General features: G+C 71.3%; 21 protein-coding genes. 13 read left to right on the top strand and 8 right to left on the bottom strand.

Annotated elements, in window-relative coordinates; genetic code table 11:
* On the bottom strand, positions 1-250 hold a 250-nt coding region (locus tag B9O00_RS32785; protein WP_200808696.1), incomplete at its 3' end, for a transposase.
* 151 nt (positions 251-401) lie between these two features.
* Between B9O00_RS32785 and B9O00_RS34375 the strand changes: the two genes are divergently transcribed.
* The 4 genes from B9O00_RS34375 (at position 402) to B9O00_RS28595 (ending at position 2,960) form a co-directional block, all read left to right on the top strand.
* Positions 402-986 (top strand): glycine-rich domain-containing protein, encoded by a 585-nt coding sequence (locus B9O00_RS34375; protein WP_496196061.1) that lies wholly within the window; start codon positions 402-404, stop codon positions 984-986.
* A gap of 233 nt (positions 987-1,219) precedes the next feature.
* Positions 1,220-1,534 carry a hypothetical protein gene (locus tag B9O00_RS28585; protein ID WP_085126217.1) on the top strand — a complete coding sequence of 105 codons (315 nt, stop codon included), beginning with the start codon at positions 1,220-1,222 and terminating at the stop codon, positions 1,532-1,534.
* On the top strand, positions 1,531-2,109 hold the full coding sequence (locus B9O00_RS28590; RefSeq protein WP_085126219.1) for a 3TM-type holin: 579 nt from the start codon (positions 1,531-1,533) through the stop codon (positions 2,107-2,109). The genes B9O00_RS28585 and B9O00_RS28590 overlap by 4 nt, the downstream gene beginning before the upstream one ends.
* Complete coding sequence (locus B9O00_RS28595) at positions 2,106-2,960, top strand: DNA adenine methylase (RefSeq protein WP_437123435.1); 855 nt, start codon at positions 2,106-2,108, stop codon at positions 2,958-2,960. The genes B9O00_RS28590 and B9O00_RS28595 overlap by 4 nt, the downstream gene beginning before the upstream one ends.
* Before the next feature lie 61 nt (positions 2,961-3,021).
* Here B9O00_RS28595 and B9O00_RS28600 read toward each other — a convergent pair whose 3' ends face one another.
* The 3 genes from B9O00_RS28600 to mdoH form a co-directional block, all read right to left on the bottom strand.
* Complete coding sequence (locus B9O00_RS28600) at positions 3,022-3,543, bottom strand: type II toxin-antitoxin system MqsA family antitoxin (protein WP_085126221.1); 522 nt, start codon at positions 3,541-3,543, stop codon at positions 3,022-3,024.
* The gene (locus B9O00_RS28605; RefSeq protein WP_085126223.1) at positions 3,441-3,743 is read right to left on the bottom strand and encodes a type II toxin-antitoxin system MqsR family toxin; all 303 of its coding nucleotides are present in this window, start codon (positions 3,741-3,743) and stop codon (positions 3,441-3,443) included. Before B9O00_RS28605 ends, B9O00_RS28600 begins: the two co-directional genes overlap by 103 nt.
* A gap of 63 nt (positions 3,744-3,806) precedes the next feature.
* Positions 3,807-5,627: a glucans biosynthesis glucosyltransferase MdoH gene (mdoH, locus tag B9O00_RS28610; protein ID WP_268810796.1), complete on the bottom strand. Its 1,821-nt coding sequence runs from the start codon at positions 5,625-5,627 to the stop codon at positions 3,807-3,809.
* A 291-nt stretch (positions 5,628-5,918) separates the two neighbouring features.
* On the opposite strand from mdoH, the gene gfa reads away from it, so the two are divergent.
* From gfa to B9O00_RS28645, 7 genes are all read left to right on the top strand, one after another.
* Positions 5,919-6,491, top strand: coding sequence for an S-(hydroxymethyl)glutathione synthase (gene gfa / locus B9O00_RS28615; protein ID WP_085126227.1), 573 nt, complete (start codon positions 5,919-5,921; stop codon positions 6,489-6,491).
* A 169-nt stretch (positions 6,492-6,660) separates the two neighbouring features.
* Positions 6,661-7,872: an argininosuccinate synthase gene (locus B9O00_RS28620; RefSeq protein ID WP_085126229.1), complete on the top strand. Its 1,212-nt coding sequence runs from the start codon at positions 6,661-6,663 to the stop codon at positions 7,870-7,872.
* A gap of 18 nt (positions 7,873-7,890) precedes the next feature.
* On the top strand, positions 7,891-8,544 hold the full coding sequence (locus B9O00_RS28625; protein ID WP_085126231.1) for a LysE family translocator: 654 nt from the start codon (positions 7,891-7,893) through the stop codon (positions 8,542-8,544).
* A gap of 25 nt (positions 8,545-8,569) precedes the next feature.
* Complete coding sequence (locus B9O00_RS28630) at positions 8,570-9,604, top strand: phosphotransferase (protein WP_089229831.1); 1,035 nt, start codon at positions 8,570-8,572, stop codon at positions 9,602-9,604.
* 17 nt (positions 9,605-9,621) lie between these two features.
* Positions 9,622-10,440: a 3-deoxy-manno-octulosonate cytidylyltransferase gene (locus B9O00_RS28635; protein WP_085126235.1), complete on the top strand. Its 819-nt coding sequence runs from the start codon at positions 9,622-9,624 to the stop codon at positions 10,438-10,440.
* A 119-nt stretch (positions 10,441-10,559) separates the two neighbouring features.
* Positions 10,560-11,210: a histidine phosphatase family protein gene (locus B9O00_RS28640; protein WP_085126236.1), complete on the top strand. Its 651-nt coding sequence runs from the start codon at positions 10,560-10,562 to the stop codon at positions 11,208-11,210.
* 69 nt (positions 11,211-11,279) lie between these two features.
* Entirely contained in the window at positions 11,280-11,933 is a 654-nt protein-coding gene (locus B9O00_RS28645; protein ID WP_085126238.1) for an FABP family protein, read from the top strand.
* A 7-nt stretch (positions 11,934-11,940) separates the two neighbouring features.
* On the opposite strand, the gene B9O00_RS28650 is transcribed toward B9O00_RS28645, so the two are convergent.
* Positions 11,941-12,645 carry an NnrU family protein gene (locus B9O00_RS28650; RefSeq protein WP_085126240.1) on the bottom strand — a complete coding sequence of 235 codons (705 nt, stop codon included), beginning with the start codon at positions 12,643-12,645 and terminating at the stop codon, positions 11,941-11,943.
* 132 nt (positions 12,646-12,777) lie between these two features.
* Between B9O00_RS28650 and B9O00_RS28655 the strand changes: the two genes are divergently transcribed.
* Positions 12,778-13,089 (top strand): DUF3253 domain-containing protein, encoded by a 312-nt coding sequence (locus B9O00_RS28655; protein WP_085126242.1) that lies wholly within the window; start codon positions 12,778-12,780, stop codon positions 13,087-13,089.
* 30 nt (positions 13,090-13,119) lie between these two features.
* Here the strand turns inward: B9O00_RS28655 and B9O00_RS28660 are convergent, their stop codons facing one another.
* The 3 genes from B9O00_RS28660 to B9O00_RS28670 all read right to left on the bottom strand — a co-directional run bounded on the left by B9O00_RS28660 (position 13,120) and on the right by B9O00_RS28670 (position 18,262).
* Positions 13,120-15,057 carry a cyclic nucleotide-binding domain-containing protein gene (locus B9O00_RS28660; RefSeq protein ID WP_159460357.1) on the bottom strand — a complete coding sequence of 646 codons (1,938 nt, stop codon included), beginning with the start codon at positions 15,055-15,057 and terminating at the stop codon, positions 13,120-13,122.
* A gap of 263 nt (positions 15,058-15,320) precedes the next feature.
* Positions 15,321-15,740, bottom strand: a complete 420-nt coding sequence (locus B9O00_RS28665; RefSeq protein WP_085126245.1) for an RNA-binding S4 domain-containing protein — start codon at positions 15,738-15,740, stop codon at positions 15,321-15,323.
* Positions 15,737-18,262, bottom strand: coding sequence for a DEAD/DEAH box helicase (locus tag B9O00_RS28670; RefSeq protein ID WP_085126247.1), 2,526 nt, complete (start codon positions 18,260-18,262; stop codon positions 15,737-15,739). The genes B9O00_RS28665 and B9O00_RS28670 overlap by 4 nt, the downstream gene beginning before the upstream one ends.
* Positions 18,263-18,461: 199 nt before the next feature.
* Here B9O00_RS28670 and htpG point away from each other — a divergent pair, with 199 nt between their 5' ends.
* Positions 18,462-20,360 carry a molecular chaperone HtpG gene (gene htpG, locus B9O00_RS28675; protein ID WP_085126249.1) on the top strand — a complete coding sequence of 633 codons (1,899 nt, stop codon included), beginning with the start codon at positions 18,462-18,464 and terminating at the stop codon, positions 20,358-20,360.
* Positions 20,361-20,455 lie beyond the last annotated feature (95 nt).

Below are 20,455 nucleotides of genomic sequence, written 5' to 3' on the forward strand. Positions count from 1 at the left end.
CGTCCGGCAGCGCCAGATGCCCCTTCCGCAGCTTCTTGCGCCAGTCGTAAATCTGCCAGCGCGTCACCCCGTGCTTGCGCGCCACCTCGGCGACCCGGGCATCCGGCAGCAGGCTCTCCGCCACGATCCGCGCCTTATCCGCCTCCGTGCGTTGTCGGCGCCCCGTCGGACCCGAGAGAACCTCCAGCCGGCCCGCATAGCCTTCCTTTGAGACGCCCAAAGGGCCGCCCATTTTGCCGTCTCGTTCCACGCAGACACCTCCGTCCAAAGCGGAGGGGTCTTCGCACGATCAGGTCAGGCTGGCCAGGAGGGGGTTAAGTGAGCGCTTACTCCCTTACGGCGCTCAGACGTTTGCTGCCGACGGGACCTTCATCGTGCCTGCTGGCGTGACCCGCATTCGTGTGACGGCTATCGGAGGCGGCGGCGGCGGTGGGGGAGGGACCATCGGCATTCGTGGTGGAGGAGGCGGTGGCGGTGGAGGGGCTGCCAGCAAAGTTATCTCAGTCACCTCCGGCCAGATCATCGCTGTCACGATTGGCGCAAGCGGTGGTGGCGGCGGCCCTGATGCAAATGGGGGCACAGGTGGCAACACCGACTTCGGCGGCTATGTCCAGGCGGGTGCCGGAGGAGGAGGGGCGAAAGGTTCATTAGGCGTTGGTGGTTCGTCAGGAGCCGGATCCGGGGGCGACGCGAACTATAGTGGTGGCCAAGGCGGCACTGGCTCGAATAGCGGTTCTCGACCAGGCGGTGGTGGAGGCGGTGCGGCTGGCTCGACCGGCAACGGTGGTGCCGGTGGCACTCCCGTGGCGGGTGGAGGCAATTCGCCTGGAGGCGCTGGGGGTCTTGGAAGTCCCGGTGGCGCTGGGGGGGCAGGAGTCGGTTCCTTCTACGGAGGTGGCGGAGGAGGGGGCAATGGTGATTCGAACGCCAACGGTTCGTCGGGCGCGAGTGGATTTTGCATTGTTGAATGGGGAGGTGATATTTGACGGGAATCTAGAATACTTGAATATCCATCTTTCGTAGTGTTCTTATTTCTAGCCACGGTTGCGTTAGAAACTAAAGTTTGGTAGATATATTTCTATGTTTTCAGCAGGTGTCACGAGCGCAGAACATGGCTAGTCTTGGAATGTCATTTCCTGGAGAGATCGAAAGCTATGCCTTCCCCAATATCGCCCGACGCGATCCTGTCATCCTCGCCCTCCCGCCGAGGTGTTCGCTGATGCTCGGCCACTCGCTTGCCGAGCTGTCGTCGCTGCTGACGCTGATGGCGGCGGTCGCCGGGGCGCAGTGGGCGACGGTGCGCTGGCTGCTCGGGCGGATCCGCGAGGAGTCGGGCGAGAGCCTGGGCCGCGACGCCGAGCTGCACCGGCGCATCGACCGCCTGCGCGACGACACCATGCGCCGCGAGGACCTGATGCCGCACCTGCAGCGCCTGGAGCGCGGCCAGGACCAGCTGTCGAGCGGCATGGAGCGGCTGCACAGCCGCATCGACGGCCTGGTCCGGCCGAGCTTTTCCGACGGAGCCTCGCGATGATCCCCCTGCTGCTGTCGCTCGCCGGCGCCGCGCTGCCGGCGATCAAGGAGCTGATCGAGGGCGACCAGCCGATCGGCACGCGCCTGGTCGACGCCGCCGGCGGCATCGCGAGCGGCCTGACCGGCGAGCCCGACCTCGAGACGGCCGCCGCCGCGATCCAGGCCGACCCGGCGCTCTTCGCCCGCTTCCAGGAGGCGCTGACCCGGCGCGCCCTCGGTCTCGCCGCCGAGGAGACCCGGCGCCTGGCCGAGCGCGAGGCCTCCTGGCGCGCCATGACCGGCAGCGAGGACGCCTACGTGCGCCGCGCCCGGCCGACGATCATCTACGCCCTGGTCGCGATTGGCCTCGCCGCGGCGGCGACGGCCCTGCTGATCTGCTGGCGCGAGCCGGTGCTGCTGCCCGACACCATCGCGGCCCTGCAGTGGGTGGTCTACGCCCTGGCCGGCGTCGGCGGCCTCTACGTCGTCAAGCGCTCCGACGACAAGGCCGCCGCCGGCGGGACCGAGCCGCCCGCGGGCGCGCTGCGCCGGCTCGGCGGCGCGCTCCAGACGATGATCGGGGAAGCGCGGAAGTGAGGAGAAGTCCGATTTCACGGCAGCGTCGTTGTCTTTCGGCACAGCCACTTCTTGACGTTGCCCCGACGCTCCCGGTCGCAGCCTACATAGGAGGAAAGCGAACTCTGGCGAAGCGGTTGACTTCGATTCTCGATGATGTTGCTTGCACGACCTACGCCGAGCCCTTCGTCGGAATGGGTGGGGTGTTCTTCCGGCGAACCCGGCGGCCCAAAGTCGAAGTGATCAACGACTTGTCTGGAGATGTCGCGAACCTTTTCCGCATGCTGCAGCGGCACTGCAATGCTCTGATCGAGACGGTTCGATGGCAGATCACCTCACGGACCGAGTTCGACCGGCTGCTGGCCGCCGATTTGTCCACGTTAACCGACCTCGAAAGGGCGGCCCGCTTTCTCTACCTACAGCGGCTTGCCTACGGAGGCAGGGTCACTGGCCGGACGTTCGGCGTAACCCCCGAGATGCCGGCTCGCTTCGACGTGAGGAAGGTCGTTCCATTGCTTGAAGTCGCGCATGAACGGCTCTCCGGGGTCGTGGTCGAGCGCCTTCCTTACGTGGACTTCCTGGAGCGCTATGATCGGCCAGGGACGCTCTTCTACTTGGATCCCCCCTACCACGGATCGGAAAGGGTATATGGGCAAGAGTACGGAGCAGCGGATCACGAGCGGTTGGCCGACGTGCTTGCCCGCCTTCGGGGGCGGTTTCTATTGACTATCAATGCGACCGAGCACACTCGGCGACTTTTTGCACACTTCCAACTTGAGGAGGCCGCTGTCTCCTATGGCCTGCAGGGACAGGGGCGACGATTCCAGGCCAAGGAATTGATCGTCAGTGGACCAAAGACTTGGCGCCCCTGAACATCGAGAGACGCATCGACTCTCCAGGCCTGTGTCTTCTCTCCAAGCCTGTGTCTTCACCTCATGCGGAAGGATCTCGGACAAGCTCATTCAGAAGCTCCGGATGTCTGTCCAAGAGGCGGAAAAGATTGACCACGGCGGGCAGAGGAGTTGCTTCGCCGCGCTCGTACCGTGAGAAGGCGTTGTGCCCGCCTCCCGTGAGGCGGGCAGCCGCTGCTTGGCTCAGGCCGAGTTTGCGGCGAATCCTGCGGATTTCCTGGCTCTGCCTCGCGCGAGCCCTAAGTACCAGTTCGTCGCCTGCTGCCGCATAGCGCTGCGCACTTTCCGCGTCGAACTCGATCTCGCCGCAGGCGGCGCAGCGCCAGCCGGAAAGACCTCTTACCTCTGTCTCCTGGCCGGCATGCTCCACACTGAACACTTCGTCTTCGAAGCGCACCAAATCACCATGCCCATCACAGATTACGCAGTCTCTCGGCAAGACTACTTCTCCTTGAATTGAATAACTGGAGCAGTATCGCGCAGGGTAACCTTGATATAGGCGTCGCGTCTCATTGGCGTTGCCGCGTGATAGACATCCTGCCATATCCTGTGGTCAGCGAAGGTCGTCATAGATTTGTAGAAGTGGCGGCGTGTCAGTGAAGCGACCACAGTCATCATTTCTGACGTCGTCAACCCCATTGCGCGACCACCATCCAATGCGGACTTAGTGAAGGCGGAAGCGCCCAAGCGCAGAACCATCGCTTGAATCTCTACGAGATCGTAGTGCGGCGATCGTTTTTCCACCCCATCATTTAACCCTTATAGGGTGAAAATTCAAGATATCTCAGAGTCTCTTGCCCGCCCTTTCTACGCCGCCTCCGGCGCCGGAGCGAGCACGGGCACGGGCGGCAGCGGCTCGGGCTCGCCGGGCAGGGCCGGCAGAGCCGCCGGCGCCAGCTCCTCGGGGACGGCGGCGAGGCCGCGGCGGGTCAGCCAGGCGCCGAGGGCGGGGCGGGCGGTCAGCACGGCGAAGGGGACGGCGAACAGCCAGCCGGCGAGCACCGGCGCGGCCCAGGGCAGGGCGCTTGGCGCCGTGGCGGCGAGCAGGGCCGTCACGCCGAGGCCGGCCAGGGTCTGCGGCCAGAGCCGCCGCGCCGCCTCGGCCCAGCCCAGGCGGTAGCCGGCGCGGCGCTGGGCCTGCCAGTCGAGGCCGCGGCGCAGCAGCACCAGGCGCGCGACGAACAGGGTCTGGGCGAGCGCGACGCTGGGCGAGAGCAGCAGCGAGAAGAGGAACTCCAGCGCCGAGCCGGCCGCGAGGCGCGCGCCGCCGCCGTAGCTCGCCCGCCGCTCGCGGCTCAGCAGGGCGTCGACGACGCCCCAGAGCTTGGGCGCGAAGATCAGCAGCAGCATGGTCGCGAAGAGCCCGTAGGCGAGGGGGCCGGCCACCAGCTCGCCGCCGGCGCCCAGGGCGCTCGCGAGGCCGAGGGCCATGAAGCCCATCCAGGCCGGCGCGCCGACGTACATCAGGATCGCCAGCAGCAGCTGCAGCCGGCCGAGCGGCCGGAAGCCGGGCCGCGCCAGCAGCCCCAGGTACTGCAGGTTGCCCTGGCACCAGCGCAGGTCGCGGCGGATGAAGTCGAGCAGGGTCGGCGGGTTCTCCTCGAAGCTGCCGTCCTCGATCGGCAGCACGCGGACCTCCCAGCCGGCCTTGCGCATCAGCGCCGCCTCGACCTGGTCGTGGCTCAGGATCAGGCCGCCCCAGGGCGCCCGGCCGGCGAGCCGCGGCAGCTGGCAGTGCCGGCGCCAGGGCTCGAGCCTGAGAATCGCGTTGTGGCCCCAGTAGGGGCCGCCGTCGCCCTGCCACCAGGCGGCGCCGAGGGTGTGGGCGCGCATGCCGTGGCGCATGCCGAACTGGAACAGGCGGGTGAAGGCGTTGGCGCTGGGCAGGCCGACCGCCAGGCTCTGCAGGATGCCGACCTGCGGGTTCGCCTGCATGAGCAGGGCCAGGCGCAGGACCGCCGCGGCGGACATCAGGCTGTCGGCGTCGAGCACCAGCAGGAAGTCGAAGCGGCCGCCCCAGCGCTCGGCGAAGTCGCGCAGGTTGCCGACCTTCTTGTCGTCGTTGCGGTCGCGCCGGCGGTAGTGCAGGGCCAGGTGATGGCCGTGATCGGGGCCGTGGCGCAGCTGCAGCGCGGCGAAGCGCGCCTCCTCCTCGGCGACGACCGCCGGGTCGCTGCTGTCGCTCAGCAGGAACAGCTCGAAGCGCTCGGCCTCGGGGCGGCCGCGAAAGTCGGCGAGCAGCCGCTCCAGCTTGTCGAAGACGCCCGCCGGCTCCTCGTTGAAGACCGGCACGGCCAGCGCCGTGCGTGTCTCCAGCGGCCGGTCGCGCCAGCCGCTCTCGACCAGCGGCGCCGCGGCGGCCAGGCCGCGCTCGCCGCGGCGCAGCAGCCACCAGCCGAGCGCGGCGTTCCAGAAGCCGATCACCGTCCAGGGCAGGGTCAGGAGGAAGCAGCCGGCCATCGCGAGGCCGAGCGGGCCGGCGTCGCGGCCGCCGACCAGGGTCAGGAAGGCGGCGAGCAGGCCGGCGATCGTCGCCGTCGTCAGGGCCAGCATGAGCGCGCGGCGCGCGGCGAGGGGCATGGCTGTCTCCTCCGGGCTGTCGGACGTTCCTCGGCACGACGCGGCCACGACGGGGTGAGGATCGGGCCGCGACGACCTTCCGTCGCCGATTTACGCCGCGCCGGCGGCTCCGCAAGGGGGGCTGGCGGAAAGTTGATGGCACGGCCGGGCCGGCCGTGCCCGGCGCGATTCCGCGCAGCGCGAGTCTTCCCTCTACTCTCGCAAGGCCGGGTCGACATATACTCGTTTTGGGCGTGAGGCCTGACCGCCTCGGCCCCGGACCGGCGGCTGTTGCTGTTCCCTGTCCGCGAGACGCCGGTTCCGCGACCCAGAACAGAACGAGCAGGGGAGGAGGACCCAATGGCGGTATCGATTCATCCGAGCGTCGATCACGGCATCAAGCCGGCCTCGCCGGGCTTTTCCGGCGGCATGCTGGTCTGCAAGTGCAAGGACCGGCCGGTGAAGGTGCAGATCTCGGCCCAGAGCGCCCACAACCACGTCTGCGGCTGCACCAAGTGCTGGAAGCCCGACGGCGCGACCTTCTCGATGGTCGCGGTGGTGCCGCGCGACGCCGTGAAGGTCGTCGAGAACGGCGACAAGCTGAAGGTCGTCGACCCCTCGGCGGCGATCCAGCGCTACGCCTGCACCGGCTGCGGCGTGCACATGTACGGCCGCATCGAGAACAAGGACCATCCCTTCTACGGCCTCGACTTCATCCACACCGAGCTGTCGAGCCAGGACGGCTGGTCGCCGCCGGAGTTCGCCGCCTTCGTGTCCTCGATCATCGAGGCCGGAACGCCGCCGGACCTGCTGCCGGCGATCCGGGGACAGCTCAAGGGGATGGGGCTGGAGCCCTACGACTGCCTGTCGCCGCCGCTGATGGACGCGATCGCCACCCACGTCGCCAAGGCCAAGGGCACGCTCGCCGCCTGATCCCGCGAGCGCCTTCCCGGCCTTCGGGAGGGGTTCGGAAAGCGGAAGCCGGCCCTGCCGGGGCAGTCCCTTGCCCCGGCAGGGCGCGCGGCTATACTCGCGCGCGCTTAAGCCGGCCGCCGGGCGCTGTTCCGTGCGGCCCGGGCCCCTTCCAGCGATGGACCTTTCGATGAGCGACGTGAAGAAAGTGGTGCTCGCCTATTCCGGCGGGCTGGATACCTCGGTGATCCTCAAGTGGCTGCAGACGACCTACGGCTGCGAGGTCGTCACCTTCACCGCCGACCTGGGCCAGGGCGAGGAGCTGGAGCCGGCGCGCAAGAAGGCCGAGCTGCTCGGCATCAAGCCGGAGAACATCTACATCGAGGACCTGCGCGAGACCTTCGTGAAGGACTTCGTCTTCCCGATGTTCCGCGCCAACGCGCTCTACGAGGGCTTCTACCTGCTCGGCACCTCGATCGCCCGGCCGCTGATCGCCCAGCGCCAGATCGAGATCGCCAAGGCGACCGGCGCCGACGCCGTCGCCCACGGCGCGACCGGCAAGGGCAACGACCAGGTCCGCTTCGAGCTCGGCTACTACGCCCTCAAGCCGGACATCAAGGTGATCGCGCCCTGGCGCGAGTGGGATCTGACCAGCCGGACCAGGCTGATCGCCTTCGCCGAAGAGCACCAGATCCCGATCGCCAAGGACAAGCGCGGCGAGGCGCCGTTCAGCGTCGACGCCAACCTCCTGCACATCTCGGCCGAGGGCAAGGTGCTGGAGGATCCCTGGCAGGAGGCCGAGGAGTACGTCTATTCGCGCACCGTCGCCCCGGAGCAGGCGCCCGACAAGCCGACCTACGTCGAGGTCGAGTTCGAGAGGGGCGACGCCGTCGCCGTCGACGGCAAGAGGATGAGCCCGGCGACCCTGCTGACCGAGCTCAACCGACTGGGCGGCGCCAACGGCATCGGCCGCCTGGACCTGCTGGAGGGCCGCTTCGTCGGCATGAAGAGCCGCGGCATCTACGAGACGCCGGGCGGCACGATCCTCTATGTCGCGCACCGCGGCATCGAGCAGATCACCCTCGACCGCGGCGCCATGCACCTCAAGGACGAGCTGATGCCGCGCTACGCCGAGCTGATCTACAACGGCTTCTGGTTCAGCCCGGAGCGGAAGATGCTGCAGGCCGCCATCGACCAGAGCCAGGGCCCGGTCACCGGCACGGTGCGCCTGAAGCTCTACAAGGGCTCGGTCTCGGTCGTCGGCCGCAAGTCGCCGAACTCGCTCTACAGCCTCGAGCACGTGACCTTCGAGGAGGACAGCGTCTACGACCAGCGCGACGCCCAGGGCTTCATCAAGCTCAACGCCCTGCGCCTGCGCCTGCTGAACCGCCAGCAGAGCTGAGCGGAGGCGGCGCGGCCCATGGGCCTGGAGCTGATCCTCGGCTTCGCCCTGACCGAGGCCGTGCTGAGCGCGACCCCGGGCCTGGCGGTGCTGCTGGTCGTCGGCCAGGCCGTGCGGGCCGGGCGCCGCGCCAGCCTCTACGGCGCGCTCGGCGTGCTGGCCGGCAACGGCGTCTACTTCCTGGTGACGGCGGCCGGCCTCGGCGCGCTGCTGCTGGCCTCGCAGCTTGCCTTCGAGGCGGTCAAGTGCGCCGGCGCCGGCTACCTGATCTGGCTCGGGCTCCGGACGCTCTGGCAGGCGCGAGGTGGTCCCCGGGGCGCGCCGCCGCCGGCCGCAGCGCTGGCCGCCTCGGCCCGGGTGACGCCGCGCGCCTGCTTCCTGCAGGGCCTGGTCGGCCAGCTCGCCAATCCCAAGTCGGTGCTGTTCTTCGGCGCCCTGCTGCCGCAGTTTCTCGACCCGGCGGGCGGCTGGCCGCTGTGGCTGCAGATGGCGCTCCTGCTGCTGCTGTCCTGGTCGATCGAGCTGCCGATCCTGCTCGGCTACGGCTGGCTGGCGGCGCTCGGGTCGCGCCGCGCGCTCGGCGGCCGCCTGCGGCTCTGGCAGGAGCGGCTGTCGGGCGCTGCCCTGGTCGCCGTCGGCCTGGGCCTCGCGCTGGTCCGCCGGCCGGCCTGACCCCGTGTCGGCTGCGCAGGACCCGGTGGCCGGGGAGGCCGAGGCGCGGCTGCTGATCGCCGAGGGCCTGGGCGCCGCCGCCGGCCGCGAGGCGCGCTTCGGCGGCGGGCGCCGCGGCGCGGTCAACGAGATCCGCTTCTTCGAGTGGCGCGGACGGCCGCTGCTGCTGCGCCGGCGGCTCCCCGAGGTCGCCTTCGCCTACGAGCCCGACATCGCCAAGGAGGCGGTGGTCGCCGCCGCCTGGCGCGCGCGCGGCGGGGGCGCCGCGGCGGTCGAGGCGGCGATGGCGGCGGCGCTGCAGCGGCCGGCGCCCGGCCGCCTGCCGCACGGGCCCGAGCTGCTGGCCGCCGGCCACGGCGCGCGGCCCTGGTCGATCCAGCAGGCGCTGCCCGGCCGGGCGCTCGGCGAGGCGCCGGAGCTCGCCGCCTACCGCCGGCTCGGCGCGCTGCTCGCCGAGCTGCACGCCCTGCCGCTCGCCGCCTGCGCCGAGACCTTCCGCGAGCTCGGCGGCCCGCCGCTCGATCCCGGCGCGCTGTTCGGCCGCGACCTGGAGCGGGCGCTGGCCGCGGCCGGGCTGCAGGCGCCGTTGTCGGCGGCGCTCAGGCAGGCCGCCGCCACCGACTTCTCCGGGGCGCGGCCGGCGCTCTGCCACAACGACCTGCACGGCCTCAACGTGCTGCGGGGCGAGGCGGGCGAGCCGGTCCCGATCGACTGGGACAACGCGGTGCTGCGGCCGGCCGAGCTGGACCTGGTCAAGCTGCGCCACTGGACGGCGCTCGACGCCGGCGGCTGGCTGGTCTCCGAGCCGGCCCTGTACGCCGCGTTCCGCGAGGGCTATGACGGGGCCGGCGGGCCGGCGCCCGATACCGGGCGGCTGCGCGCCTGCGAGATCCTCTGGCTGCTGCGCGCGCTGATCTTCGAGCAGCGGCGCGAGGCGGCCGGCCGGCCGCCGGCGCCGCCCTTTCCGCCGGCCCGGCACTACCGGGCGCGGCTCGAGGTGCTGGCGGAGGGATCGATGGCGGAACGATTGGAGACCGGGGCGGCGGGGGCAGGGACGTGAGCCCGGAAGGGACGCAGATGAACGTGGTCGCCGTGATTCCCGCGCGCTGGGGCTCCAGCCGCTTTCCGGGCAAGCCGCTGGAGGCGCGCATCGCCGGCGTGCCGCTGCTGCAGCGCGTCTGGGCCCTGGCCACCGCGGCGCCGGGCGTCGCCGAGGTGCTGGTCGCGACCGACGATCCGCGCATCGCGGCCTTCGTCGAGGGCCTCGGCGGCCGCGCCGTGATGACCGACCCGGCCTGCCGCAACGGCACCGAGCGCATGCACCAGGCCCTGCAGCGCGCCGGCCTGGAGGACCGCCCGGCGGTCAACGTCCAGGGCGACGCCGTGCTGACCCCGCCCTGGGTGATCGGCGCCCTGGCGGCCGTGCTGGCGGAGGACGCCGCGGCCGAGGTCGCGACTCCCGCGGTGCGGATGAGCGAGGCGGCCTACCGGCGGCTGGTCGAGCAGAAGAGGACCGGCCAGGTCGGCGGCACCACCGTGACCTTCGACCGCCGCGGCCGCGCGCTCTATTTCTCCAAGCAGGTCATCCCCTTCCTGCGCGAGCCCGTCGAACCGCTGCCGGTGTTCCGCCACATCGGCCTCTACGGCTTCCAGCCGGCCGCCCTGGCGCGCTACGTCTCGCTGGAGCCGGGACCGCTGGAGCGCGCCGAGGGGCTGGAGCAGCTGCGCGCCCTGGAGAACGGCATGACCGTCCGGGTCGTCCAGGTCGACTACCGTGGCCGCACCCACTGGGCGGTCGACAGCCCCGACGACGCCGCCATCGCCGAGCGCCTGATCGCCGAGGAGGGCGAGCTGCTCGCCCGCTACGACGGCAGCGCGCGATTCGAACCAGAGTGAGACGTCGCCGGCCCTCCGCCCCACCCGGCCAGCCATTCCAGGATACGGTCGTCGGGGGGGCCGGGTGGGGCAGAGGGCCGGCACCGCATCGATCGTCAGGACGAGGACTAGGAGGTTTCATGGCTCGCCTGCTGCTGGCCCGGCACGGCAACACCTTCGCGCCGGGCGACACCCCGGTCATGGTCGGCGCCGCGAGCGACCTGCCGCTGGTCGAGAAGGGCGAGGCCCAGGCGCGCGCCCTCGGCGACGCGCTGCGCACCGCCGGGATCGATCCGCACCGGGTCTACGCGGGGCCGCTGAAGCGCACCGCCGACTTCGCCAGGATCGCGCTCGCCGAGGCGCGGCTCGACCGGCCGGTGCTGATCGACGAGCGGCTGCGCGAGATCGACTACGGGCCCTGGGAGGGCAAGTCCGACGCCGCCCTGGCGGCCGAGGGCCACGGCGCCGCCCTGGCCGCCTGGCGCGACCGCTCGGTCTGGCCGGGCGAGGCCGGCTGGCGGCCCGACGAGGCGAGCCTGGAGGCCCGCGTCCTGGCCTTCGCCCGCGAGGCGGTCGCCGGCCTGCCGGACGAGGACGCCGTGCTGGTCGTCAGCTCCAACGGCGTGCTGCGCTATTTCCTGAAGCTGGTGCCCGGCGCCTTCGAGCAGGCGGCCGGCGCCGGCACGGCCAAGCTCGGCACCGGCAAGCTCTCGATCCTGACCCACCACGAGGAGGACGGCTGGAACGTCGTCCTCTGGAACCGCGAGCCCGAGGCGCTGGTCGGAGCCTAGCGATCCGCGCGCTTGTTGCGACGAGGGCGGAGAGGCACACTCGCCCCCGTCAGGCTGCGTGAGGAACCGATGTCGAGCATTCCCGAGGACGTCTTTACCGAGCCCGAGGACTTCTCGCCGGACACGCTGGCCAACCTGGGGCCGCTGCGCCGCCTGGCGGGCGTGTGGGAGTCCGACCGAGGGGTCGACATCGCGCCCAAGGCGGACGGTCCCGAGCGGCGCCTGTTCCGCGAGCACATCCGGATGGACCCGATCGATCCGCAGCCCAACGGCCCGCAGCTCCTCTACGGGCTGCGCTACCACATCCACATCAACACGCCCGAGGAGGCCATCACCTTCCACGACCAGGTCGGCTACTGGCTGTGGGAGCCGGCCACGGGCCTGATCATGCAGACCATCGCCATTCCGCGCGGGCAGGTCGTGCTGGCCGGCGGCACGGCGGCGCCGGGCGACAGTCGCATCTCGGTGGAGGCGCGGCGCGGCGATCCCCGCTTCGGGATCTGCTCGACCCCCTTCCTCGACGAGGCGTTCCGCACCGACTACTACCGGATCGACATCACCTTCCACGACGACGACAGCTGGAGCTACGTGACGCGCACGGACCTGGCGGTGCGCGGCGAGACCCCGGCCTTCGACCATCGCGACACCAACCGCCTGCGCCGGGTCGCGGCGCCGACGCCGAACCCGCTCGTCGGGCTGCCGGAGAGCGGCGCGGCAGGCTAGGGCAGGTCTAGCGCGTCAGCCCCAGGGGCAGCGGGCTGACGCCGAACAGCAGCGGGTGCAGGTGGAGCAGCGCCAGGTAGAGCGCGACGCCGAGCAGCGGCCGCCACCAGCCGAGGCCGCGCCAGTCCATGGTCGTGCGCCCGGTCGCCAGCGCCGCGAAGGGCAGCAGCGAGGTGGTCAGCTTCATCGGCCCCCAGTCGCTGCCGAGCGCGCGCTCGCGCCGGTGGTCGATGTGCTGCATGCCGCCGAGCGCCAGCACCAGGAAGCCGCCGAAGAAGACCAGGCTGGCGAGGTCGCCGTTGGCCGCCAGGTGACCGACGGCCCAGAGCGCGACGCCCCAGAGGAAGGGGTGGCGGGTGATCCTGAGGATGCCCGGCGCCGGCTCGATGCCGCCGGCCAAGTGCTCGCCGCCGACCGCGGTCGGGCTGCGCGTGGTCAGCCCGGCGACCGCCAGGATCGCCGCGAAGGGCATCAGGATCAGCGGCAGCCAGCGCAGCAGGGGCAGCGCCCAGAGCTGGACATGGGGCGCGTCGGCATAGTCGAAGCACATCCAGACGATGCCGACCCCGGCGACCGCCGAATAGAGGCCGCGGAAGCCGGTCTCGCCGAGCCGCGCGACCAGCCCCGGCCGCAGCGCCTGGCTCGACAGCAGGAAGTGGCCTCCGACGAAGAGCACGGTCGCGGCGAGCAGCTGGTTCAGGTCCGACAGCATGGTGTCGCGGACTCTACTGAGCGGACTCCGGGAGCGTCCAGCCCTTGCGGGTGACCGTGCCGTGACGATTTCGCGCCGTCGGCCGGCCGGTTCCGCTGGGCTTCGCGGCCGCTTCGTGCTAGCTCGCGCGCCATGAGCGAGAACGCACCAGACAAGCCGGCCGACAAGCTCGACCCGGTCGCCGAGACGATCCTGGCCCTGCTGCAGGAGGCCGGCCCCGGCGCCTCGATCGCGCCGGATGCCGTGGCCCGCGCCTTCTGGCGGCCGCGCGCCAAGCCCTCCGACCCCGCCGACGGCTGGCGCCGCTACATGAACGCCGTCAACCAGCAGGCCCGCCACCTGGCGCGCGCCGGCCGCATCGAGATCCTGCGCAAGGGCGAGCCGGTCGAGGATCCCCACGCGCCGATCAAGGGCGTCATCCGGCTCAGGCTGCCGCAGGGGTAGGGGCGGCGGGCCCGCCGCTCGACCAGCCGGCTACAGCCTGAGGAAGGTCGCCAGCGAGCTCAGCGGCCCGACGGTCGGGAAGTCGACGAAGGCCGCCCGGCCGACCGGGCAGTTGTCCGGGCCGAAGCCGCTCTTCTCGAGGGCGACGATGACCTGGGCGCGCGGGTCGCCGGCCTGCTCGGCGACGGCGGCCAGCTGGCGCCTGTCGAGGCGCGCGGCGGCGCCGCGCTTGTAGACGACCTCGCCTGACAGCGGCTCGTCGACTCCGTCGACCCGGACCTCGACCTTCTCGCCCTCGCGGATCAGCGCGAGATCGACTTCCGAGACCGGGACGTCGACCAGGGGCTTCCGGCAGTCGATCCACTCCAGCAGCGCCGCGCCGCGCCCGACCGTCGCCTCCGGCCCGGCCTCGACGCTCCAGACCAGGCTCCCGGCCGGGAGCGAGACGCCGGCGGTGCTGTCCCGCTTCAGCTGCTGGGCGGCGGCCTCCCGCTCCAGGGCCAGCTTCGCGAGCGCGCCCTTGGCCTCGGCCAGCGCGTCGCTCGCCTCGATCAACTTGAGGTCCAGCACGTCGCGGCTGCCGAAGGCCCAGTCGGGATTGGTCCCGTCCGCGGTGATGAACACGCCCTCCCTGGCGGCCTCGACGCGGTGCCGGGTATGGGCGATCTCCTTTTCGAGGTCCGACTGCTGGCTCTTCAGGTCCATGACCTCGGCGAGGCGCTTGTCCGCCGTCGAGAGCGAGGCGTTGCCGCGGCTCGCCAGCGTCTCGATGCGCTTGGCCACGCGGCTCGAGTAGTCGAGCTGCTTGCGGGTGAAGGCGAGCTTCTCCTCGAGGCCGGCCAGGTCCGCCTCGACCGCGTCGCGGAACACCTTGGCGTAGACGTCGGAGCGGCGCTGCCACTGCGCCGAGGTGCTCTGCAGCTGGGCGAGCCGGGTCTCCAGCTCCTTGATCCGCTGCTGCATGCGCGCGCGCTCGGCGTCGAGGCGCGCGACCGCGGTGTCGTCGGCCTGAAGGTTGCGGATCCGCAGCACCGACCCGTCGCCCGCGACGCGGTCGCCCGGCTTCGGCACCGGCGCCTCGACCTGCCCGGAGATCGGCGCCGTCGCGACGTAGACCCAGTTGGTCATGACCGCGTCGCGGAACAGCACCGAGGCGAGGTAGCGGCGCTGGCTGTAGAGCGTGCCGGCCAGCAGGACGATCGGCACCAGGGCCAGGACGGCATAGGAGAGCCGCCGGCGCCTGTGCGCGGCCCGCAGCACCGCCTCGGCTTCGCCGACCCTCTCCGGGTCGGGCATCACGGGCGGTGGGGGCGGGCCGGGCTCGATGCCGGCTGCCGGCTCGTCGCCTGCAGCGTCGCCCGCAGCCCGAGCCTGCTCCAGCCGCCGGTGGTTCTCGACCAGGCGGCCGGTGATGATGCGGACCAGGGAGAAGCCCATCCGCGGGTTCTGCTGGAAGAGCTGCCGGACCGCCTTCTCGGAGAGCCGGAAGACGATGCCGCCGTCCTCGACGACGGCGGTGGCCGTGCGCCGGTTGTCGGGGGTGAAGAGGCTGATCTCGCCGAAGACCTCGCCCGGCTGCAGCAGGGCGCCGACCTCGACGATGCGGACCCGGCCGTCGGCGAGGTAGAACATCTCCGTCGAGAGGTCGCCCTTGCGGAACAGCACCTCGCCGCGCTTGATCGGCCGTTCCTGCATGAAGGGGATCAGCGGCTCGATCGGCAGGCCGCGGTCCTTGAGGTTCGCGACGTCCCGGAGCAGGCGCCGGATCTGCTGCAGCCGGTAGACGTTCATCGGCAGCAGCATCAGGTGCAGGACCAGCACCGGCACGAGGTCGCCGAGATAGCCGTAGGTGATGAAGGCGAAGTTGCTGAGGATCGCGACCGAGCGCAGCGCGACCATCGTGCTCATGTAGAAGCTCATGAACACGAGCACCGAGGCGAGGTAGCCGAAGAATTCGGTGACCGTCACGCCTCTGCCTCCCCGGTCTGCGGGCGCGAGACCCTGTCGACGACCATCGATGCTTCCCCCCGCCGTCCTGGCGCCTGTCCGGCCGCCCCTGCCGACCGGGACAAGGTCGAGGACAGGCTTCCGAATCCAGGCATGCCTCATTCTTCAGGCTATCCGGAGGGTACCATCCCGCTTTCCGGTGCTGTAGGTCTTTCGATCGCTGCGGGAGATGCTTGCAGGGACCTCCCGCTCGGTGCGGGCGAGGATGCGCCGGCGGACGGCTGTCACTCCTCGTCGCGCAGCCGCTCGATGTCGCGGCGCTCGCGCTTGGTCGGGCGGCCGGCGCCGGGCTCGCGATGGGGTGCGGCGGCCACGGCCTGGCGGGGCAGGGGCGGCTGCGCGTCCGGCGGGCTCAGGTCCTCGTAGAGCGTCTTCGCCTCCTCGGCCGGGCCGCGGCGCCGGCCGAGCGCCTCGACCTTGACGACGCGGATGAAGCGGCCCTGCGGGAAGGTCAGCACGTCGCCGACCCGCAGCTTGTAGTGCGGCTTGCTGACGATGGCGCCGCCGATGCGCAGCCGGCCGCTCTCGCAGAGCGCCGCGGCGAGCTGGCGCGACTTGCAGAAGCGCGCGAAGAACAGCCACTTGTCGAGGCGCAGGAAGGCACTGCCGCCACCCGCCTGATCGGTCGCGGCCTGGTCGGTCATCGCTTCCGCGAGGGCTTCAGTCCGGCGAGCGCGGCGAAAGGCGAGACGACCTCCGCGCTGCGGCGCCGGCCCGGCCTGCCATGCCGCTCGTGCCTCGGCTTCGGTGCCCAGAGCCGCGCCTGACCGGTGTCTCCGGCCGGCAGCGGCCGGAAGCCGAGCGCCGCCAGGGCGGTCGGCAGCTGCTCCTCGGTCAGGCCGCAGGCCTCGGCCAGCGCGCCGTCGGCCGGCAGTGGCGCGCGCCTGTGGGCCGCGGCGGAGAGCTTCTCCAGGGCCTCGACGCGCACCGCGAGGCGCCGGCGCTCCCGGCCCGGACCGCCGCGCCCGGCGCCGCCACAGAGCCGGAAGCCGAGCGCCAGGGCCGTCGCCTCGTCCCAGTCGTCGGGCGCCGGCAGCGCGACCCGGTCGCTGGGCGGCGGGAAGGCCTCGCGCTCGCGGAACACCGACCAGAGCAGGGCCTTGAAGCGCTGCAGCGGCGGGCTCTGCACGCCCGGCACGTAGAGGCTGGCGGCACCGAGCCGCACGCCCAGGCCCTGCAGCGCCTTGCGGTCGGCGCGCTCCAGGGCGGCGATCTCGGCGGCCGCCCGGCTGCGGGGCAGGGCGCCCATGGCCTCGGCGAGCTGGAAGGCGAGGCCGCGGGCCGCTCCCGCCAGCGCCGCTTCCTCCAGGTCGAACAGCAGGGCCAGGCGGTTGCGCAGGTGCCGGGTCAGCCAGTTCTGCAGGCGCAGCCGGATGCGCTCGCGCGCGCGGCCGTCGAGGAATTCGCTGTCGAGTGGCTGGACCCGCGGCCGCAGCGGGCTGTCGCCCTTGGCCAGCCGGCCGACCGGGGCGCCGCGCCACGCCACGACGCCGTCGCCTTCGAGCCGGAAGCAGCCGTCGTCGTCGGCCTCCAGCCGGTTGACCCGGCGCGGCATCTCGTCCTGCAGGGCGCGGCGGGTCGCGGTCAGCACGGCCGGCGCGTCGCCCTTCTCGATCGAGCCGTCGAGCTGGAAGCGGAAGCCCTGCAGCCTGCCGACGTGCTCGCCCTCGACCAGCACCTCGCCGGTCCGGCGCACGGCGGCGATCAGCGCCTCGCCGGAGCGCAGGCGGCGCGACAGCATCGCCGTGCGGCGGTCGACGAAGCGCTGGGTCAGGCGCTCGTGCAGGGCGTCGGACAGCTGGTCCTCGATGCGCCGCGCCCGCTCCTGCCAGTGGCTGCTGTCGTCCAGCCAGTCGGCGCGGTGGGTGATGAAGGTCCAGGTGCGGATGTGGGCGATGCGCGCGACCAGGGCGTCGATGTCACCGTCGACCCGGTCGATGCGCTGGATCTGCTGGGCGACCCAGTCCTCCGGCAGCCGGCCCTCGGTCCGGCGCAGGTGGCGGAAGATCTGGCCGAGCAGGCGCGAGTGCTGCTCCGACAGGATCTTGCGGAAGTCCGGGACCTGGCAGACCTCCCAGAGCAGCCGGACGCTGCCCGGATCGCCGGCCAGGCCGCGGATCTCGGAATCACGCAGCAGCGCCGCCAGGGCCTGCTGGTCCTCGGGCGGCCTGACGCGGATCAGCTCGCGCCGCTCGGGGCGCGCCTCCAGGCTCTTGAGCAGTGCCTCGGGCGAGCGGAAGTCGAGGTCGCGGCTGCGCCAGAAGAGGCTGGTCAGGGGGTCGAAGGAATGGCCTTCGACGGCCTCGACCGTCTCGGGGTCGATCGCTCCCAGCTCGTTGGTCGTGCCGAAGGTGCCGTCGGCCATGTGGCGGCCAGCGCGTCCGGCGATCTGAGCGATCTCGGGCGGCTGCAGGCGGCGGTGGGCGTAGCCGTCGAACTTGGTGAGCCGCGCGAAGGCGACGTGGTCGAGGCCCAGGTTGAGGCCCATGCCGATGGCGTCGGTCGCGACCAGGTAGTCGACCTCGCCGCTCTCGAACATCTCGACCTGGGCGTTGCGGGTGCGCGGCGACAGCGCGCCCAGCACCACCGCCGTGCCGCCGCGCTGGCGGCGGATCAGCTCGGCCAGCGCGTAGACCTCGGCGGCCGAGAAGGCGACGACGGCCGAGCGCGGCGGCAGGCGGGTCAGCTTCTTCGCGCCGGCGTAGCTGAGCGTCGAGAAGCGCGGCCGCGAGACGACCGAGGCCTCCGGCACCAGGCGCTTCAGCAGCGGCTGGATGGTGTCGGAGCCGAGGAACATCGTCTCCTCGACGCCGCGGCTGTGCAGCAGGCGGTCGGTGAAGACGTGGCCGCGCTCCGGGTCGGCGGCGAGCTGGACCTCGTCGACCGCCAGGAAGGCGGCCGGCTTGTCGAGCGGCATCGACTCGACGGTGCAGAGGAAGTAGCGGGCGCGCGGCGGGACGATCTTCTCCTCGCCGGTGATCAGCGCGACCTGGCCGGCGCCCTTGAGGCGCACGACCTTGTCGTAGTTCTCGCGCGCCAGCAGGCGCAGGGGAAAGCCCATGACGCCGCTGGAATGGCCCAGCATGCGCTCGATCGCCAGATGGGTCTTGCCGGTGTTGGTCGGGCCGAGAACGGCCGTCACCTGCCGGTCATGCCGCCTGCTCATGGCCCATTAGATCGCCACGCCGCCAGAGTCTGGCAAGGGGGCGGACAGGCGGGCCGGCGGAGCGGCGATACCGCAGCGCAGCAGCGGCCTTTGCTCTTGAGTCCCCGCGCGTCAGAGCACATATGTGGGCGGGCCATACGGCATTTGCCGTTTCCGGCCAATCACTTCGCACAGTTTCTTGGGGACAGGTACCAGACCGATGACGGAGGAGACCCTTTCGTTCCAGGCCGAGGTGTCTCGGCTGCTCGACATCGTCGCCAACGCGCTCTACTCGCAGGACGAGGTGTTCCTGCGCGAGCTCGTCTCGAACGCCTCGGACGCCTGCGACCGCCTGCGCTACGCGGCGATCTCCGAGCCGCATCTGCTCGGCGAGGATCCCGAGCTCGCCATCGAGATCGCGCCGGACAAGGAGGCAGCCACCCTGACCGTTGCCGACAACGGCATCGGCATGAACCGCGAGGAGCTGATCGAGAACCTCGGCACGATCGCCCGCTCCGGCACCGCCGCCTTCGTCCAGGCGCTCGGCGAGAAGAAGGGCGAGGTCGAGCAGATCGGCCAGTTCGGCGTCGGCTTCTATGCCGCCTTCATGGTCGCCGACAAGGTCGAGGTGCTGACCCGCAAGGCCGGCGACGAGCAGGGCTGGCACTGGGTCTCCGACGGCAAGGGCAGCTTCACGGTAGGGGAAGCCGGGAGCGGCGAGAGCGCGGAGGCCCCGGCGCGTGGCACCCGCATCGTCCTGCACCTCAAGGCGGACAAGCGCGAGTACCTGGAGCCGCACCGGCTGCGCCACGTGGTCAAGACCTACTCCGACCACATCGCCGTGCCGGTGCGCCTGCGCGAAGGCGGCAAGGATCCCGAGACCCTGAACTCGGCCGGCGCGCTCTGGACGCGCCCGAAGAGCGAGATCACCGACGAGCAGTACCAGGAGTTCTACCACCACGTCGCCCACGCCGCCGACGAGCCCTGGGCGCGCCTGCACTTCAAGGCCGAAGGCACGATCGAGTACAGCGGCCTGCTGTTCGTGCCGGGCGCGCGGCCCTTCGACCTCTTCGACCCGCAGCGCAAGTCGCGGGTCAAGCTCTACGTCAAGCGCGTCTTCATCACCGACGACTGCGAGGGGCTGGTCCCGTCCTACCTGCGCTTCCTGCGCGGCATCGTCGATTCCGAGGACCTGCCGCTCAACATCAGCCGCGAGATGGTGCAGCACCACCCGGTGCTGCAGAAGATCCGCCAGGCGGTCACCAAGCGCGTGATCGGCGAACTGGAGGCGAAGGCCGAGAAGGACGGCGAGGGCTACGAGACCTTCTGGGAGAACTTCGGCGCGGTCCTGAAGGAGGGGCTCTACGAGGCCGACGGCCAGCGCGAGGCGCTGCTCAAGCTGGCGCGCTTCCGCTCGACGGCCGTGGAAGGCTGGACCAGCCTGGCTGACTACGTCGGGCGCATGAAGCCCGGCCAGAAGGCGATCTTCACGATCGCCGGCGACGACGCCGAGAAGCTGAAGCGCAGCCCGCAGCTCGAGGGCTTCCGCGCCAAGGGCGTCGAGGTGCTGCTGCTGACCGACCCGGTCGACGAGTTCTGGCCGAACGCGGTCCACGCCTTCGAGGACAAGCCCTTCCGCTCGGTCACCCGCGGCGGCGCCGAGCTCGACGAGATCGAGGCCGAGGCGACGGAGGGCGAGGACAAGAAGGACGAGGCGAAGGAGCCGGAGGCCGGCCCCGAGACCGCGACGCTGCTGGCCTTCCTCAAGCAGACGCTGGACGGCAAGGTCAAGGACGTGCGCCTGTCGCAGCGCCTGACCGAGAGCGCGGTCTGCCTGGTCGCCGACGAGGGCGACCTGGACCTGCATCTCGCCAAGCTCCTGAAGCAGCACCAGCAGCTCGACGAGATCGCGCCGCGGGTCCTCGAGATCAACGCCAGGCACGCGCTGATCAGGCAGCTCGGCGAGCGCCTCCAGGCCGGCAACGGCGCCGCCGAGGCGCTCGAGCCCTACGCCTTCCTGCTGCTCGACCAGGCCCGCATCCTGGAGGGCGAGGCGCCCCTCGACCCGGCCGCCTTCGCCCGGCGCATGAGCGAGCTGGCGACCAAGACGCTGGGGTAACTGAGCACCTCTCCCCTCGGGGGAGAGGTCGAGACGCGTCAGCGTTTCGGGTGAGGGCTCGGCCGTCGTCGACCGGCCCGCGCCGTCCCTGATCG

This window comes from Tistlia consotensis USBA 355 (assembly GCF_900177295.1).
Taxonomy (GTDB): domain Bacteria; phylum Pseudomonadota; class Alphaproteobacteria; order Kiloniellales; family DSM-21159; genus Tistlia; species Tistlia consotensis.